The sequence below is a fragment of the Algibacter sp. 2305UL17-15 genome (genome assembly GCF_040720935.1).
Taxonomy (GTDB): domain Bacteria; phylum Bacteroidota; class Bacteroidia; order Flavobacteriales; family Flavobacteriaceae; genus Jejuia.
Genome location: NZ_JBFDAE010000004.1, coordinates 192491 through 207462, shown reverse-complemented (window position 1 = coordinate 207462; position 14972 = coordinate 192491). Strand labels below are relative to the sequence as shown.

Sequence of the window (14972 nt, the reverse complement as noted above, 5' to 3'; positions counted from 1 at the left end):
TATAGTGGAAAGCCCGACCCTTGTGGTAACGCCCAAATAAACTAAATGGTAAATTCCAAGAATAAAATGCTAAATCCCTAAAATCATCTTAGCAATCCAGAAATAAAGCAGAATTCCTAAAATATCATTACTTGTAGTGATGAATGGCCCTGTGGCGATGGCTGGATCAATACCACGTTTGTTTAAAAATAATGGCACAAACGTACCGATAAGTCCCGCAACAATTATGACTGCAACGAGCGATACCGAAATGGCTAATGCGGTTATGATTTCGCCTTTGAAAGCCCACACGAACAAAAACAGAAATAGGGCCAATATAAAACCATTGAGGGCTGCGAGCAGCATTTCTTTTATCAATCGGCTATTGACGCTTCCACGGACATCATCGTTTGCCAAACCTTGCACGATAATAGCACTAGATTGTACGCCTACATTACCCGCCATAGCTGCAATTAACGGTGTAAAAAAGAATAAAACGACTGCTTTTCCTGTAAAAAGCCCTTCGAAACCTTCCATGATTAAAAACGCACCTATACCACCAACTAAACCTAAAAACAGCCATGGTAAACGTGCACGCGTGAGTTCTAAAATTGTATCATCCGCTTCCACATCACCTGTTAAACCTGCAGCCATTTGATAATCTTTATCGGCTTCTTCTTTTAGAACATCTACAATATCATCAATGGTAATTCTGCCTAAAAGTATTTGGTTTTCATCAACTACCGGAATCGCCTCTAAATCGTATTTTGCCATAACTTTTGCCACAGCTTCTACATCATCATTTACATTAACGGAATCCACATTAACCTTTACTAGATCTGATATTTTTTGCTCACTTTTAGCAACAATTAAATCTTTCAAGGACAGGCGACCAATCAACTTTTCTTCCTTATTGACGACGTAAATGGAATGTACACGCGTTACTTCTTTGGCTTGTCCACGGATTCTGCGCATGCAACCGGCAACCGTCCAAGTTTCATAAACCTTTACCAACTCTTTTGCCATGAGTCCACCTGCGGTATCTTCATCATAGGTTAAAAGCTCTGTAATTTCGGCTTTGTGCTCTTCGTCTTCAATTTGGTCTATTACGGCTTGTTGACGTTCTTCTGATAATTCTGCAATAATATCTGCCGCATCATCGGTATCCAACTCCTCAACTTCTTCGGCAATTTCCTTGGCAGAAAGATTTTTTAAGACCTTTTCTCGATTGTCCTCATCGAGTTCCATTAGGATGTCTGAAGTGGTTTCAGAATCTAACAATTTTATGACATAGATTGCCTGTTCTAGATTGAGTTCATCTAAAATTTCGGCAATATCGGCATAGTGAAACTCGTCTAGTAGTTTTTTAAGTTCCTTATCGTTTTGTTCTTCAATAAGCAACTCTACTTGCTCTAAAAGTGCATCCGTTAGCTCAAATTGTATGTTTTCTTTTTCCTCTTCCATCAACTTGATTGTTAAAAGGCGTTTCTATGAAAATATATGTATGTCAGTTCGAGTGTCACGCCTAAGCGCGATGTATCGAGAACTTATTGTTTATTTTCTCTAGCAACTAAGTCTCGATACAATTTTAATTTGATTATCCTCAAATTAAAATTGCTCGACCTGACATCGTTCTTCTATTATTTTCGGTCGTTTTCTATCAATTGCGTCAGTTCTACAAACTCTTGAACTTGCAATTGTTCCGGACGCCTGCCAAAGATAACATTTGCTTTTAAATTATCAGATAAATCGAATGTTTTTAAACTATTACGCATGGTTTTTCGGCGTTGCTGAAAGGCTGCTTTTACGACTTTGAAGAATAATTTTTCGTCGCAAGCTAATCTAAAATCTTTTTTTCGGGTAAGTCGTAACACGCCTGAATCTACTCTTGGCGGCGGATTAAAGACTGTGGGCGGCACGGTAAATAAATACTCTGCATTGTAAAATGCTTGCGTTAATACCGATAAAATGCCATATACTTTATTGCCTTCTTTGGAACAGATACGTTGGGCTACTTCTTTTTGAAACATCCCTGAAAATTCTGGAATTTGATCACGTAACTCTAAAGTTTTGAATAGGATTTGTGAAGAAATATTATAGGGGAAGTTTCCGATGATTGCCAAAGGCTCTCCTTTAAATACTTCGTTTAAATCGAATTTCAAGAAGTCCTTTTCTATGATTCTGGGTGCTAAATTGAGGTAATTGGCTTGTAGATATGCTACCGATTCCCTGTCAATTTCTATAACGTAGGTAGTGGCTTTTTTTTTGAGCAAATACTTGGTAAGTACGCCCATGCCTGGACCGATTTCCAAAACATTGGTGTAGCCTTCTAAGGAAAGAGAGTCCGCTATTTTTTCAGCGATACTTTCATCTTTTAAAAAATGCTGACCTAAGAATTTTTTTGGGTTTACTGACATGGTTTTTCTTTATCGCGCAAAGTCGCCAAGGCGCAGAGCTTTGTTTGTTTTCAGACCCTTCAGGTTTTTAAAACCTGAAGGGTCTCCACTAATTACTTAAAATTCACGGTATATTCATCAATAATTTGAAGCTCTGTTCTAAAAGACAACATTTTATCGGCAAACTTTTTTAAGCCTTCAGTTCTTAATGTATCGGCATCTTCTTTATAATAGGCATCTAATGCTTCTCTGGAATACGACCTGTACTGAATAGAATAGGTAACAGCTCCCATATCTTCTTCTACCAAAACTTTCGTAAGGGTTGCTTTTTCAAACTTTCCTGTCGCTAAAACTTGTGGAATATGTTCTTTTATCCAGGTTAGCCATTCGTCGTGAATGGACGCTTCAATATTTACGGTGACGTTGTATATATACATTTATCCTACGATGTTTACAATTTTTCCAGGCACTACAATGACCTTTTTAGGGGTACGTCCTGCTAACTGTTCTTGTGTTTTTTCGTTTGCCAGAACCGCTTTTTCAATGTCGTCTTTACTCAAATCTAATGGTAATTCCATTGTGAAACGCATTTTACCATTAAATGAAATTGGGTAATTTTTACTGCTTTCTACCAAATGATTGGCGTCGAATTTTGGGAAAGGTGCTGTTGAAATTGAACCGCTATGTCCTAATTTGCTCCATAATTCTTCAGCAATATGTGGTGCATATGGCGATAATAAAATCAATAAGGGTTCTAAAATTTCTTTTGAAGTACATTTTTGAGCGGTTAACTCATTGGCAGCAATCATAAAGGTTGATACCGAAGTATTAAAAGAGAAATTCTCGATATCTTCTTGAACCTTTTTAATGGTTTTATGAAGTGTTTTAAGAGCCTCCCTATCCCCATCCGACTTCCCCAAAGGGGAAGAGTCAACGTAAAAACTGCCGTTTTCTCCTTGGTGGTATAGTTTCCACAATTTTTTTAGGAAATTGTGAACTCCTGTGATACCTGCGGTATTCCATGGTTTGTATTGCTCTAATGGCCCTAAAAACATTTCGTAGAGACGTAAGCTGTCTGCGCCATAATCTGAAACAATGTCGTCTGGGTTGACGACGTTGTATTTTGATTTGGACATTTTTTCTACGTCTCTACTTACTTTATAAACACCTTTTCCATTTTCAATAATTTCTCCTTTTTCACCAATAAAAATTGCGTCCTTATACTCTGGCCTCCATCTTTTAAATCCCTCTACATCTAGTTCATCAGATGAATTAACTAAGGAAACATCCGCATGCATCAATGCTATATCCATATCGTAATCAATATAGGGCTCATAAGCTCGATTACTTCCTTTATGCATAGTCTCAAGTTTCGTATGAACTAAATTAGGATCATCTTTATACATTTTATAGTAGGATTCCGAAATAAATAATTTCGGATACCTTCTAGACCCAAAAAAATTGTGTACAAAAGCACTAGTCCCCAAAATCATCCCTTGGTTAATCAACTTTTTAGCATACTCGTCAACTGGCACAACGCCTTTATCAAACAAGAATTTTTGCCAAAAACGAGAGTATAATAAATGTCCTGTGGCGTGTTCGCTGCCGCCAATGTATAAATCGACATCTTTCCAATAATCCATTGCTTCTTTTGAAGCGATTTCATTTGGGTTGTCAGGATCCATATAGCGGTTAAAGTACCACGAACTTCCTGCCCACCCAGGCATGGTGTTCAATTCTAGAGCCCCTCCTAACCTCCCCACGGGGGAGGAATTCTCAAACTCCTCTTTAGAAACTATTTCTGCTTTATCGCCGTACTGCAACCAATGCCATTTCTTGGCATTGCCTAATGGTGGCTCACCTGTTTCGGTTGGTAAATATTTTTCAACTTCTGGCAATTCTATGGGTAAAAATTGTTTGTCTATCATTTGAGGCATCCCGCTCTCATCATAATATACTGGAAATGGTTCGCCCCAATAACGCTGACGACTAAACACCGCATCACGCAAACGGTAATTGGTTTTACCTTCGCCTTGTCCTATTTTTTCCAATTCGTAAATAGCACGTTTGGTCGCTTTTTTATAGTTCATTCCGTTTAGGAAATCACTATTACCAATAACGGTTTTTGCTTTATCTGAAAACGCTTCTTCTGAAATATCAACACCATCGAAAATATTAGGGATTGGGATATTGAAATGTTTTGCAAAGGCATAATCGCGCTCATCGCCACATGGTACAGACATGACTGCTCCAGTACCATAACCAGCCAAAACATAATCGCCAATCCAAATCGGAATTAACTTTTCTGTAAACGGATGAATCGCGTAAGCCCCAGTAAACACTCCAGAAATGGTTTTTACATCAGCCATTCTATCGCGCTCACTACGTTTTGCAGTAGCTTCAATGTAAGCGTCAACAGCTTCCTTTTGCTCAGGCGTTGTTATTTGTTGCACCAAATCATGCTCTGGTGCCAAAGTCATAAAACTAACGCCGAAAATTGTGTCGGGTCTTGTTGTAAAGACTTCTATTTGATGAGATTGCTTCGTTTCACTCGCAATGACGTTAAACGACACGCTTGCACCAACCGATTTTCCAATCCAGTTACGCTGACTTTCCTTTAAGGCATCTGTCCAATCTATTTTGTCCAATCCTTTCAACAAACGTTCTGCATAGGCAGAAATACGCATGCTCCATTGGGTCATTTTTTTTCTAATTACGGGATGTCCGCCACGTTCTGAAACTCCGTTTACAATTTCATCATTTGCTAAAACCGTTCCTAAAGCAGGGCACCAGTTGACTTCGGTTTCGGCTAAATAGGTTAATCTATATTGTAATAATATTTGTTGTTGTTTTTTCGAATCAAAACTATTCCATTCTTCAGCAGAAAACGGTTCTATAGTATCATCACAAACGGCATTTACAGTTGCATTTCCTTCCAAAGAAAAAATAGTCTCTAATGTTGAAATATCTTCAGCTTTATCACTTTCATTATTATACCATGAATTGAACAATTGAATAAAAATCCATTGTGTCCATTTGTAATAACTCGGATCTGAAGTTCTCACCTCACGAGACCAATCGAATGAAAATCCTATTTGATCCAATTGACGACGATAGGTTTTAATATTTTCGGCAGTAGTAATTGCTGGGTGTTGCCCTGTTTGAATCGCATATTGTTCCGCAGGCAATCCAAAAGAATCATACCCTTGGGGATGCAACACATTGAACCCTTGATGACGTTTGTAACGTGCATAAATATCTGAAGCAATATAGCCTAATGGATGTCCAACGTGTAACCCCGCACCACTCGGGTAAGGGAACATATCCAACACGTAATACTTTGGTTTATCGCTTTTGTTTTCGGCTTTAAACGTTTGATTGTCTGCCCAATATTTTTGCCAATCTTTTTCTATTCTCCTGAAATCGTATTTCATAAACTTCTTTTTTCTCGCAAAGGCGCAGAGGCGCAAAGTCTTACCTCATTAATTCAGAAAAACTTTGCGTCTTCGCGTCTTTGCGAGCCATTTTAAAAAACGCAAATTTAAACTTATTATAACACTATTGAAAGTTTAAACGTTGTTATACCAAACGAAACACTATTCTTTATTATTTTTACACCATTAATCCATTAGTTTATGAGTTCATCTTTTGAGAAACACCAAAAACGCAGGCTTGTTTCTTCATATATTTCGGTAGTGATAAGCATTGCGCTTGTACTGTTTTTATTGGGCTTACTGGGCATGTTGGTTGTAAACGCCAAAAAAGTTTCCGATCATTTTAAGGAACAGGTTGTTGTCACAATTTACCTGAAAGATTCGGCTAAAGAAGTAGAACGCAAACAACTTGAAAAAAGTTTAGCAATGGCAGATTACGTAAAATCGACCGAATACGTGTCTAAAGAACAAGCAGCAGAGTTTATGAAAGCCGAAAATGGCGAAGATTTTATGGATTTTGTGGGCTATAATCCGTTGCAAAATTCTATCGATGTGCATTTAAAAGCAGATTTTGTAACCTCCGAACATTTAGAAAAAATTTCAGCGGAAGCTTTAAATAAAAAGTTTGTCGAAGAAGTTACTTATGACAATGACTTGGTAAACCTGATGAACGACAATGTTAAAAAAATCAGTTTTTGGGTGTTGGTGATTAGTGGGTTGTTCACTTTAATTGCGGTTTTATTGATCAATAGTTCGTTGAGATTAGCGGTATATTCTAAACGCTTTACCATTAAAACCATGCAAATGGTTGGGGCTACAAAGCGTTTTATTCGTCGCCCGTTTGTTTGGAAAAGTGTGCGCTTGGGTGTTCTTGGTGCTGTTTTAGCATTAATAGGAATGGCGATTGTGCTGTATTATGTCAACAAAACATTCCCTGAATTGGAGTTATTGGCAAACCCAATTTTAATGATAGCTTTATTTGTAGTGATTTTTGCTTTAGGTATCGTCATTACTTGGATAAGCACACATTTTGCAACACAACGCTTTTTGAATTTGAAGACGGATGAGCTGTATTATTAACCATTTATTTAATATGAAACAGATTTTATTGATTGTATTATTATTTTTCACATTCATCTCATTTTCTCAAAATTCAAAATTCAGTTTAGAATTAAATTATCCACTTCCAATTGACGATAATCTAATTGGAAGAAATAATAATGGCATAGTAGATGCTGGACTTAAATATTCTTTCTCTAATCTGAGGTTATTAAATATTGGTGCATCATTAAATGCAGGCATATACAAAAACTCGAAAGATGATCGTGTGCAACCCTTTGATGTTACCACTTACTTAATTCAACCTAAAATTTTTGCTGAATTAAATATAAAATCTTTAACGAGTTTACATCCTTCAATTGGTTTAGGTTATACTTTTTTAAGTGCCAATGTATCCGATATAACTAGTTTTAATATGGGAAACAATGCTTCTGTTAGTTCAAGTGAAACAGAAAGTGGCATCAATTTTAATTTGGGGTTAGCTTATGATATTAGCAAGAAGTTATTCGTTCAAGCCCAGTATGATTTCGTAAAAATTGGTGTTGATGAAGATGCTCCCGATATAAAGTATAACACCAACATTAACCTCTTCAAAATAGGATTGGGTTATCGGTTATAAATGATGAAAGAACATAAATTAAAAAACCATTAACACATTGGGTTAAAATAAATCAGTTAATTTGCATTAATATTGAAATTAGTGATGGGAGAAAAAAAACGAAAAGAAGCTACAAAACCTGTTTTTGTATTTGGTAAAAAGAATTACAAATTCATGTTTATTGGTTTAGGATTTATTGCATTGGGTTTTATCTTGATGTCTGGTGGTGGTAGCGATGACCCAAATGTTTTTAATCCTGAAATTTTTCATTGGAGACGTATTCGATTGGCGCCAACTTTAGTGTTGATTGGTTTTGGTATCCAGATTTATGCTATTTTGTTGAATCCCGATAAGAAGTAGTTTTTTATTCCTGCGAAAGCAGGAATCTAGTTTTTAATATCCCTATGGATTCCTGCTCCTGAAACTTCGGTACGAGAGGAGTGACAGCACAATAATAATCTTCATTCATTTAAAATAGAACTCCTATTTTTAAAGTTTAAACGATAAAAAGGTATTTATTGCACTATTTTAATATTTTTGCGCCATGGAAATTATAGACGCAATTATATTAGGTATTGTTCAAGGACTTACAGAGTTTCTACCTGTTTCTTCTAGTGGGCATTTAGAATTGGGAAAAGCTATTTTGGGTGATAATTCTGTTCCTGAAGAAAGTTTATTGTTTACAGTAGTGCTTCATTTTGCTACTGCATTAAGTACTATTGTCGTTTTTAGAAAAGACATTTTAGACCTTATAAAAGGTGCTTTGAAATTTAAGTGGAATGACGATTTACAGTTTATTTCAAAAATTGCACTTTCAATGATTCCTGCCGTTATTGTCGGTTTGTTTTTTGAAGAACAATTGGAAGCCCTTTTTGGTGGGAATATTTTATTGGTTGGCTGCATGCTCATTGTAACAGCCATTCTTTTATTTTTGGCAGATAAAGCCAAAGACACCAATAAAAAAGTAACTTTTAGCAATGCATTTGTTATCGGTATTTCGCAGGCCGTTGCGATGCTTCCAGGGATTTCGCGCTCTGGGGCAACAATTTCCACTTCTGTTTTATTAGGAAATGACAAGACTAAAGCCGCACGTTTTTCATTTTTAATGGTAGTGCCTTTAATCTTTGGAAAAATTGCAAAAGATGTTTTGAGTGGTGATATTTCTGCTGAAAGTCAAAATTTTACCGCACTATCCATTGGCTTTGTTGCAGCTTTTGTTGCTGGCTTATTTGCTTGTACCTGGATGATTGCTTTGGTTAAAAAAAGTAAACTATCTTACTTCGCCATCTACTGTGTTATTGTTGGTCTTATTGCCATAGTTTTTGCTTTAGCTAATTAATATGACTGCTGAAGATTATCTTTCTGGTCAGGTTTTATTGATTGATAAACCTTTGAATTGGACGTCCTTTCAAGTGGTCAACAAACTGCGTTGGGAAATACGACAAGCCTTCAACATTAAAAAAATAAAAGTGGGTCATGCTGGCACGCTAGATCCTCTTGCCACAGGTTTATTGGTAATTTGCACAGGAAAAATGACCAAGCAGATCGACACATTTCAAGGACAAACAAAAGAATATACTGGTACTATTGTTTTAGGAAGCACCACACCTTCTTTTGATTTGGAAACTGAAATCAACAAAACCTTTCCAACCGAACATATTACCGAAGATTTAATCCATGACACTACGAAACAGTTTATTGGCGAAATTCAACAATTTCCTCCTGTTTTTTCTGCAATAAAAAAAGACGGAAAACGCTTGTATGAATATGCTCGTGCAGGTGAATCTGTGGACATAAAATCAAGAACAGTTTCTATTTCAGAATTTGAAATCACAAAAATTGATACTTCGACTGCGCTCAGTACAAGCGCAATAAATATAGACTTTAGGGTGGTTTGCGGTAAAGGTACTTACATCCGCTCTTTGGCTAATGATTTTGGGAAAGCGATGAACTCAGGTGCGCACCTATCAGCACTTAGACGTACCAAAATTGGTGACTTTAAAGTCGAGAATGGCACGTCTATTGCAGCCTTCATAGAAAGCCTAAAAGGCTAAACACTTTATTTTTACGTATATTTCAGCACAAAAGCATTGCTAAATCAGAGATTTGAACCTAACAAATCAACATAAAGCCCTATTATTAACCTTTCTTATTACTGGAACGGTTGTCATGTCTATTTTTAATCTCAGCTTAAAAAGACACACCGAAAACATGGCAGAAAGCTATTATGAAATCGAGCCTGAAAAAGAGCCGACCGAAGAAGAAATGAAAATTCAGGAAGCTCTGGAAAATCAAAATAACGCTAAAGCCGAAACCAACAAGGCCTTTAACGAAACCAAAAACAACAAACATTTTGCCCAGGCTTATAAAACTATTGCGCCACCAGAAGATTATGTCCCAAGATCTAGTGATGTTAATAATTCTGATGCTTTAGAAAATTATAAATCAAAATACAAAAATTCCAATCCCGCAAAGTTAAAAAACAAAGATCTATCTTCTTTTAGTAAAGTAAATGATTTGTTGAAAAAACAAAAGGGGGAAGGTTCTAATACGAGAAGCACCATGTCTTACTCTTTAGTAAACCGCTCACATTACTATTTACCTACACCTGTTTATCTATGCGAAAATGGCGGGAAAATAGTGATTAATATTACTGTAAATTCAAACGGAGATGTGATTGATGCTTATGTAAACACGTCGTCAACATCCTCAAATGAATGTTTGGTGGAGCATGCGCTTCAATATGCCGAAGATGCCAAATTCAATAAAGACGCTTCCAAGGAAAGGCAAATTGGATCTATCACTTTTAACTTTATTGGTAAACCCTAGATTGTAATTTACCTAAAATTTCAGTAATATCATCAATCACATTTACACCTTTATTTTTGTTGTACCAATGCTGTAAATCTTCTTTAAAACCTGCAGTAAGCATGTTGTTCTTAGCCTTAAATCTTTTAACATAGCCTGTAGCTTCACTTGGTCTTGGCCCATAAGTAGTCATTACTTCACCTGTATCATTATCAATTATAATTAACTTAGGAATCGCTCTGTTTCCATTCGTTAAAAAAGCATCCATTAATTCAGGATTTTCATCTCGAAGTACCACTCGGTAATTTACGTTGTCATTTAACTCCGCTATTTTATTTAGCACTGGCAATACGTGTGCCGCATCACCGCACCAACTCTCTGAAATAACTAACCACGTCATTTTATGATTGAATTCAGAAATTTTATGTTGTGCTTCCTCTGGGACTTTTACCGTTTTATCCCAACGTTTCATTCGCCTGTCATTAAGCATTGTATAGTTAATCAAAGCTTCCGTTTTTTCAAGACCAGTAGTAGAATTAGTTGCTACCAATCGTTTTAGCAGCTCACGATAGGCAGCGTAAGACATACTTTTTTCTAAACTAGATTGTATTATGGGGCTCATAAAGGCATATTTTAATTGATTGGCACTAATTTAGTATCTTGATTTTTTATTTAAGATGATTTTTGTCATACTTTTAATTTAAACCTTACAATATTATATGAATGCAAAACACAGATGTGGTTGGTGTGAAGGCGATGCACTATATGAAGCGTACCATGACGAAGAATGGGGTGTCCCTATCTATGATGACGACAAATTGTTCGAATTTTTGATTTTAGAAACCTTTCAAGCAGGACTAAGTTGGATTACAGTTTTGAGAAAGCGCGAAAATTTCCGAAAAGCTTTTGATAATTTCAACTATAAAAAAATCGCGAATTACCAACAGGATAAAATGGATAGTTTATTGCAAGATGCAGGAATCATTAGGAATAAACTAAAAGTTAAAGCTACGGTTACCAATGCACAAGCCTTTATAAAAATTCAAGATGAATTTGGAAGTTTTAGCGATTATATTTGGGGATTTGTGGATGGCAAGCCTATTAAAAATGTATTAACCGATTATAAAAAAGCCCCTGCAAACACGCCTTTAAGCGATACTATTAGCAAAGATTTAAAAAGGCGTGGCTTTAAGTTTGTAGGTTCTACCGTTGTTTATGCACATATGCAAGCTACTGGAATGGTAAACGATCATGAGGTAAATTGTTTTAGATATGAAGAAGTTTAACATTCTAATTTTTCTATGCTTTACGTCGTTATGTAGTTCTCAATCCAAAAACGAGAAAGAAGAACGTATTCCTATTTCTGAATTTCCAGAAATTGCCCAGAGCTATTTTAACACCATTTCCCATGATGTAAAATATTTGAAATTTTATAAAGAAACCGATGGCGACAAACTTAGTTTTGAAGCTAAATTCAAAATTAAAAAACTGTATTATAGTGTTGAATTTGACACACTTGGAAAGCTTGAGGATATTGAAATCGTAATCAAAAAAAAGTACATCCCAAAAAATACTCTAAAAGAAATATTAAAATACTTTGACACCAATTTTAGAAAGTCCCGATTTTTAAAGATTCAGAAACAATATGTGAATTATACGAAAAAGTCGGACAAGCAATTTATACAGCATATCGTAGATAACCCCAACGATAAACATACCCATTTTGAAATTATAGCCGAAATTAAAACCAAACAAAAACATGAATTACGAGAATTTATTTTCGATAAAAACGGCATATTTAAAACCTCCAGAATAGTAACCTCATCTTCGTACGAGCATGCATTATATTAAAAAACTCTGTTTTGGGCTACTTTTCGTTGCTTATACTACTGTATCTGCGCAAAGTAATTTTGAGTCTTTAGGGGAATCTTCAGTCTCTTTAAACCATAAAGTATCCAAAGAATATAGCATGAATTTTGCTTTTAGAAGCCGGTATGTGTTGTATAATGACGATGGTTTACAATACCAACAACAGCAGGTAGATGTATATCATTTTTCTACTTTTAAACTGAATTACAACCATAAATTAAGTTTTGGAGTCTATTACCGCAACAGAGATTGGTTTGAAACTGGAAGTGACGAAACGCGTTTTACACAACAATTCAACTTTACCAAACAAAAATTAGGCGTGCGGTACGGACATCGTTTTAGGGCAGAACAGCGTATTTTAGATAATAAAACAATTTTCAGACAACGTTATCGGTTTGCGGTAGATTTTCCATTAAATGGCGAAAAACTGGATATTGGAGAAGCTTATTTGGTCAATGCTGTGGAAGGACTATTAAGTTTGAGTAAACCAGACCTTCCAGAAACAGATATTAGAATTTCATCACAAATAGGTTGGCAAATAACCGAAGCTTTAAAATTACAAACAGGTTTAGAACATCGGTTAGAAGCTTTTAATTTAACTGCTAAACATTATTTGTTTGTTTTGACTTCGGCGGTTTTGAGGATTTAGTGGAGGGGGTTGGTTTGACGTTGTCTAAAAACTGTCTTACTATTTAAGTATTAAATTTAGCCAAATAGAAAGTAGAATGCACCCAAAATTTTAGACGAATTTATAATTAATTTTATATTGGTGTCGTCAAATCGTTTTTTACAATTCAAAGAAAGAGAAAAAAGCACGTTTGAAATTCAAAGTTGTTCTTTCTTTATTTTCAAACTCATTTACCAATCTAGCTTCAATACTCTTTAACTTCTCATATTCCTCCATTGTAATAGTATGAATAGTTGCTGTTGGTAATTCATTAACTATTTTCTCAACTTCTTTGGGTTTTCTCCCTTTCAAACTTATAACTCTTTGATAAACAACAGATTCTTCTGTTTGTTCTTTAATTTCAAAACGAGGTTGAATTTTAGTTACTGCCATTAGTTTCTGAATTTAGTTGTTCTATAATATCATAAATACCATCTGCTACTCCTTCCAAAATAGCTGGTAAATACTTGCTTTCAAATGAATTGGGTTTATCAGAGTCAACACAAATAAAACCATGACAATCGTAGTTAATGTTGTCCTTTGATTTAAGTGGTATTATTGGATGCACTAGTTCACTATGATAAGGTAATTCCTGATTATCATAACACTCTTTACTTGTATTTCTGTAATTCTTTTCGTTATTCACATCGTTATTGATGTAAAACTTTTCTGGGTTATTTTTCAAAACTCTATCCAGACAATTTGAGAACGCTGAATTACCAATTATCGTATGTTGAGTTTCTTGATATTTTTTAGTGTCTCTTGCAGAATTCTCTGTATTTCTTGTCAAGTTTTTTAATACTGTATGTTCACTTACTTTAGCATCTTTAATAGGCACTTTAATCGATACAGAGCAATTTGATTTGGTTATTTTATCGTAAATGATTTTCAAATTATTACAAAATACCATCATTGACCTCATAAAATCCTCATCTTGGAATTCAGGCGTTTTTCTATAATAATGTGCTTCTGCAAAACTTTGCTTTAAAAGTATGATAGCATCTCCATAAACTGATTCTTTATAAATAGAATGAAAATATTTAATAGACTCTTTTATCGCAATAGCAATAAATCTAAATAAATAAAATGCTCCAAAAGCATAAGCAGAATATTTTATTGCAGTAATATAATCCCATTTCCAAACTTCTTTACCAAAAGGAATAATAACACTTGTTAAAATTCCGAGTCCAACTGAAATAAACCATTTTCCTATATTCCATTTAAAAGCAGAAGTAAATGCTTTTAATAATACTTTTAATAATTGTTTAGAGTTTATCTCCATATTTTTTCTTCAAATATTTCTTTATGTTTGGTTTTGAAAAATATTAAATAAATATACGATTTTTTCTTTAGTGTTTGCTAATGTTTCTTACGGATACGAAATCCATTTTAATGATTTATAGCCGACATTAAACGAAGTTAGCTGCAATTTTATACAAAACCAAGTTCCCTACCCCTTCAAATACCTCAAAAACTCATCCCTAGAAATAGCCTCAGCACCCAAGCTTTCCAAATGATTCGTATGCACTTGGCAATCTATCAACTTATAATCTGTATGCTGAATAAAACTAATAAATGCCACTTTACTGGCGTTACTTTCTTTTGAAAACATACTTTCTCCAGAAAAAATACCATTCCCCAAATCGATACCGTAAAGACCACCGATTAATGTATCGTTATCCCAAACTTCAACAGATTTCGCATAACCTAACTCATGTAATTCAGTATAAGCTTTAATCATATTTTTAGTAATCCATGTGCCCATTTGTCCATTGCGTTTTGCAAGTGCACATGCTGTGATGACTTCATTAAAGGCCTTATTGACAGTAACTTTATAATCCTTATTCCGAAGTACTTGCCGCATACTTTTAGAGATTTTCAATTTCTCTGGAAATAGCACAAATCGAGGATCCGGACTCCACCAGAGAATAGGTTCATCTGTTTCAAACCATGGAAATATTCCAGACTTGTAAGCCAATAATAAGCGGGCAACAGACAAATCGCCACCAATGGCTAGAATACCGTCTTCATTAGCTTCTGTTACGTCTGGAAACGCTAAGTCTTTGGTTAAGAATTTCACAACAAATTAATTTAGGACTTACAATTTTTTATAAAAATAAGAAACCTCAATGTCTTTTAAAACATTGAGGTTTGATTATAAA

The 14972-nt window shown here is 35.1% G+C and carries 17 protein-coding genes; 9 read left to right on the top strand and 8 right to left on the bottom strand.

Annotation, left to right across the window (positions count from 1 at the left end):
- Positions 1 to 69: 69 nt before the first annotated feature.
- From mgtE to ABXQ82_RS06090, 4 genes are all read right to left on the bottom strand, one after another.
- Positions 70 to 1443: a magnesium transporter gene (gene mgtE / locus ABXQ82_RS06105; RefSeq protein ID WP_367056418.1), complete on the bottom strand. Its 1374-nt coding sequence runs from the start codon at positions 1441 to 1443 to the stop codon at positions 70 to 72.
- Positions 1444 to 1619: 176 nt separating this feature from the next.
- The gene (gene rsmA, locus ABXQ82_RS06100; protein WP_367056416.1) at positions 1620 to 2396 is read right to left on the bottom strand and encodes a 16S rRNA (adenine(1518)-N(6)/adenine(1519)-N(6))-dimethyltransferase RsmA; all 777 of its coding nucleotides are present in this window, start codon (positions 2394 to 2396) and stop codon (positions 1620 to 1622) included.
- Between the two features lie 92 nt (positions 2397 to 2488).
- On the bottom strand, positions 2489 to 2812 hold the full coding sequence (locus tag ABXQ82_RS06095; protein WP_367056413.1) for a DUF4286 family protein: 324 nt from the start codon (positions 2810 to 2812) through the stop codon (positions 2489 to 2491).
- Positions 2813 to 5809, bottom strand: a complete 2997-nt coding sequence (locus ABXQ82_RS06090) for a class I tRNA ligase family protein (RefSeq protein WP_367056411.1) — start codon at positions 5807 to 5809, stop codon at positions 2813 to 2815. It lies immediately after the preceding gene.
- Between the two features lie 201 nt (positions 5810 to 6010).
- Here ABXQ82_RS06090 and ABXQ82_RS06085 point away from each other — a divergent pair, with 201 nt between their 5' ends.
- From ABXQ82_RS06085 to ABXQ82_RS06060, 6 genes are all read left to right on the top strand, one after another.
- Entirely contained in the window at positions 6011 to 6889 is an 879-nt protein-coding gene (locus ABXQ82_RS06085) for a permease-like cell division protein FtsX (RefSeq protein ID WP_367056408.1), read from the top strand.
- 13 nt (positions 6890 to 6902) lie between these two features.
- Positions 6903 to 7487: an outer membrane beta-barrel protein gene (locus tag ABXQ82_RS06080; RefSeq protein WP_367056406.1), complete on the top strand. Its 585-nt coding sequence runs from the start codon at positions 6903 to 6905 to the stop codon at positions 7485 to 7487.
- Between the two features lie 84 nt (positions 7488 to 7571).
- A complete protein-coding gene (locus ABXQ82_RS06075; protein WP_367056403.1) occupies positions 7572 to 7826 on the top strand; it encodes a DUF3098 domain-containing protein in 255 nt (84 codons plus the stop codon).
- A gap of 184 nt (positions 7827 to 8010) precedes the next feature.
- Positions 8011 to 8805, top strand: coding sequence for an undecaprenyl-diphosphate phosphatase (locus tag ABXQ82_RS06070; protein ID WP_367056401.1), 795 nt, complete (start codon positions 8011 to 8013; stop codon positions 8803 to 8805).
- Between the two features lies 1 nt (position 8806).
- Positions 8807 to 9520, top strand: coding sequence for a tRNA pseudouridine(55) synthase TruB (gene truB, locus ABXQ82_RS06065; protein WP_367056398.1), 714 nt, complete (start codon positions 8807 to 8809; stop codon positions 9518 to 9520).
- Between the two features lie 52 nt (positions 9521 to 9572).
- Positions 9573 to 10295, top strand: a complete 723-nt coding sequence (locus ABXQ82_RS06060; protein ID WP_367056395.1) for a hypothetical protein — start codon at positions 9573 to 9575, stop codon at positions 10293 to 10295.
- On the opposite strand, the gene ABXQ82_RS06055 is transcribed toward ABXQ82_RS06060, so the two are convergent.
- Positions 10279 to 10896: a thioredoxin family protein gene (locus ABXQ82_RS06055; protein ID WP_367056393.1), complete on the bottom strand. Its 618-nt coding sequence runs from the start codon at positions 10894 to 10896 to the stop codon at positions 10279 to 10281. The two genes, ABXQ82_RS06060 and ABXQ82_RS06055, sit on opposite strands and share 17 nt — an antisense overlap.
- Before the next feature lie 97 nt (positions 10897 to 10993).
- Between ABXQ82_RS06055 and ABXQ82_RS06050 the strand changes: the two genes are divergently transcribed.
- The 3 genes from ABXQ82_RS06050 to ABXQ82_RS06040 are packed head-to-tail and all read left to right on the top strand — an operon-like array spanning position 10994 to position 12792.
- Positions 10994 to 11560, top strand: a complete 567-nt coding sequence (locus ABXQ82_RS06050) for a DNA-3-methyladenine glycosylase I (protein ID WP_367056390.1) — start codon at positions 10994 to 10996, stop codon at positions 11558 to 11560.
- Positions 11547 to 12125 (top strand): hypothetical protein, encoded by a 579-nt coding sequence (locus ABXQ82_RS06045; RefSeq protein WP_367056388.1) that lies wholly within the window; start codon positions 11547 to 11549, stop codon positions 12123 to 12125. Before ABXQ82_RS06050 ends, ABXQ82_RS06045 begins: the two co-directional genes overlap by 14 nt.
- The gene (locus tag ABXQ82_RS06040; protein WP_367056385.1) at positions 12112 to 12792 is read left to right on the top strand and encodes a DUF2490 domain-containing protein; all 681 of its coding nucleotides are present in this window, start codon (positions 12112 to 12114) and stop codon (positions 12790 to 12792) included. The genes ABXQ82_RS06045 and ABXQ82_RS06040 overlap by 14 nt, the downstream gene beginning before the upstream one ends.
- 138 nt (positions 12793 to 12930) lie before the next feature.
- Here ABXQ82_RS06040 and ABXQ82_RS06035 read toward each other — a convergent pair whose 3' ends face one another.
- From ABXQ82_RS06035 to aat, 3 genes are all read right to left on the bottom strand, one after another.
- Positions 12931 to 13203 (bottom strand): hypothetical protein, encoded by a 273-nt coding sequence (locus tag ABXQ82_RS06035; protein WP_367056383.1) that lies wholly within the window; start codon positions 13201 to 13203, stop codon positions 12931 to 12933.
- Entirely contained in the window at positions 13190 to 14092 is a 903-nt protein-coding gene (locus ABXQ82_RS06030; protein WP_367056380.1) for a hypothetical protein, read from the bottom strand. The genes ABXQ82_RS06035 and ABXQ82_RS06030 overlap by 14 nt, the downstream gene beginning before the upstream one ends.
- A gap of 168 nt (positions 14093 to 14260) precedes the next feature.
- A complete protein-coding gene (gene aat / locus ABXQ82_RS06025) occupies positions 14261 to 14890 on the bottom strand; it encodes a leucyl/phenylalanyl-tRNA--protein transferase (RefSeq protein WP_367056377.1) in 630 nt (209 codons plus the stop codon).
- Positions 14891 to 14972 lie beyond the last annotated feature (82 nt).

Excerpts from the sequence above, each read along its gene's own strand:
- mgtE (WP_367056418.1), bottom strand. The coding sequence starts at position 1,443 with ATGGAAGAGGAAAAAGAAAACATACAATTTGAGCTAACGGATGCACTT.
- rsmA (WP_367056416.1), bottom strand. The coding sequence starts at position 2,396 with ATGTCAGTAAACCCAAAAAAATTCTTAGGTCAGCATTTTTTAAAAGAT.
- ABXQ82_RS06095 (WP_367056413.1), bottom strand. The coding sequence starts at position 2,812 with ATGTATATATACAACGTCACCGTAAATATTGAAGCGTCCATTCACGAC.
- ABXQ82_RS06090 (WP_367056411.1), bottom strand. The coding sequence starts at position 5,809 with ATGAAATACGATTTCAGGAGAATAGAAAAAGATTGGCAAAAATATTGG.
- ABXQ82_RS06085 (WP_367056408.1), top strand. The coding sequence starts at position 6,011 with ATGAGTTCATCTTTTGAGAAACACCAAAAACGCAGGCTTGTTTCTTCA.
- ABXQ82_RS06080 (WP_367056406.1), top strand. The coding sequence starts at position 6,903 with ATGAAACAGATTTTATTGATTGTATTATTATTTTTCACATTCATCTCA.
- ABXQ82_RS06075 (WP_367056403.1), top strand. The coding sequence starts at position 7,572 with ATGGGAGAAAAAAAACGAAAAGAAGCTACAAAACCTGTTTTTGTATTT.
- ABXQ82_RS06070 (WP_367056401.1), top strand. The coding sequence starts at position 8,011 with ATGGAAATTATAGACGCAATTATATTAGGTATTGTTCAAGGACTTACA.
- truB (WP_367056398.1), top strand. The coding sequence starts at position 8,807 with ATGACTGCTGAAGATTATCTTTCTGGTCAGGTTTTATTGATTGATAAA.
- ABXQ82_RS06055 (WP_367056393.1), bottom strand. The coding sequence starts at position 10,896 with ATGAGCCCCATAATACAATCTAGTTTAGAAAAAAGTATGTCTTACGCT.
- ABXQ82_RS06050 (WP_367056390.1), top strand. The coding sequence starts at position 10,994 with ATGAATGCAAAACACAGATGTGGTTGGTGTGAAGGCGATGCACTATAT.
- ABXQ82_RS06045 (WP_367056388.1), top strand. The coding sequence starts at position 11,547 with ATGAAGAAGTTTAACATTCTAATTTTTCTATGCTTTACGTCGTTATGT.
- ABXQ82_RS06040 (WP_367056385.1), top strand. The coding sequence starts at position 12,112 with ATGCATTATATTAAAAAACTCTGTTTTGGGCTACTTTTCGTTGCTTAT.
- ABXQ82_RS06035 (WP_367056383.1), bottom strand. The coding sequence starts at position 13,203 with ATGGCAGTAACTAAAATTCAACCTCGTTTTGAAATTAAAGAACAAACA.
- ABXQ82_RS06030 (WP_367056380.1), bottom strand. The coding sequence starts at position 14,092 with ATGGAGATAAACTCTAAACAATTATTAAAAGTATTATTAAAAGCATTT.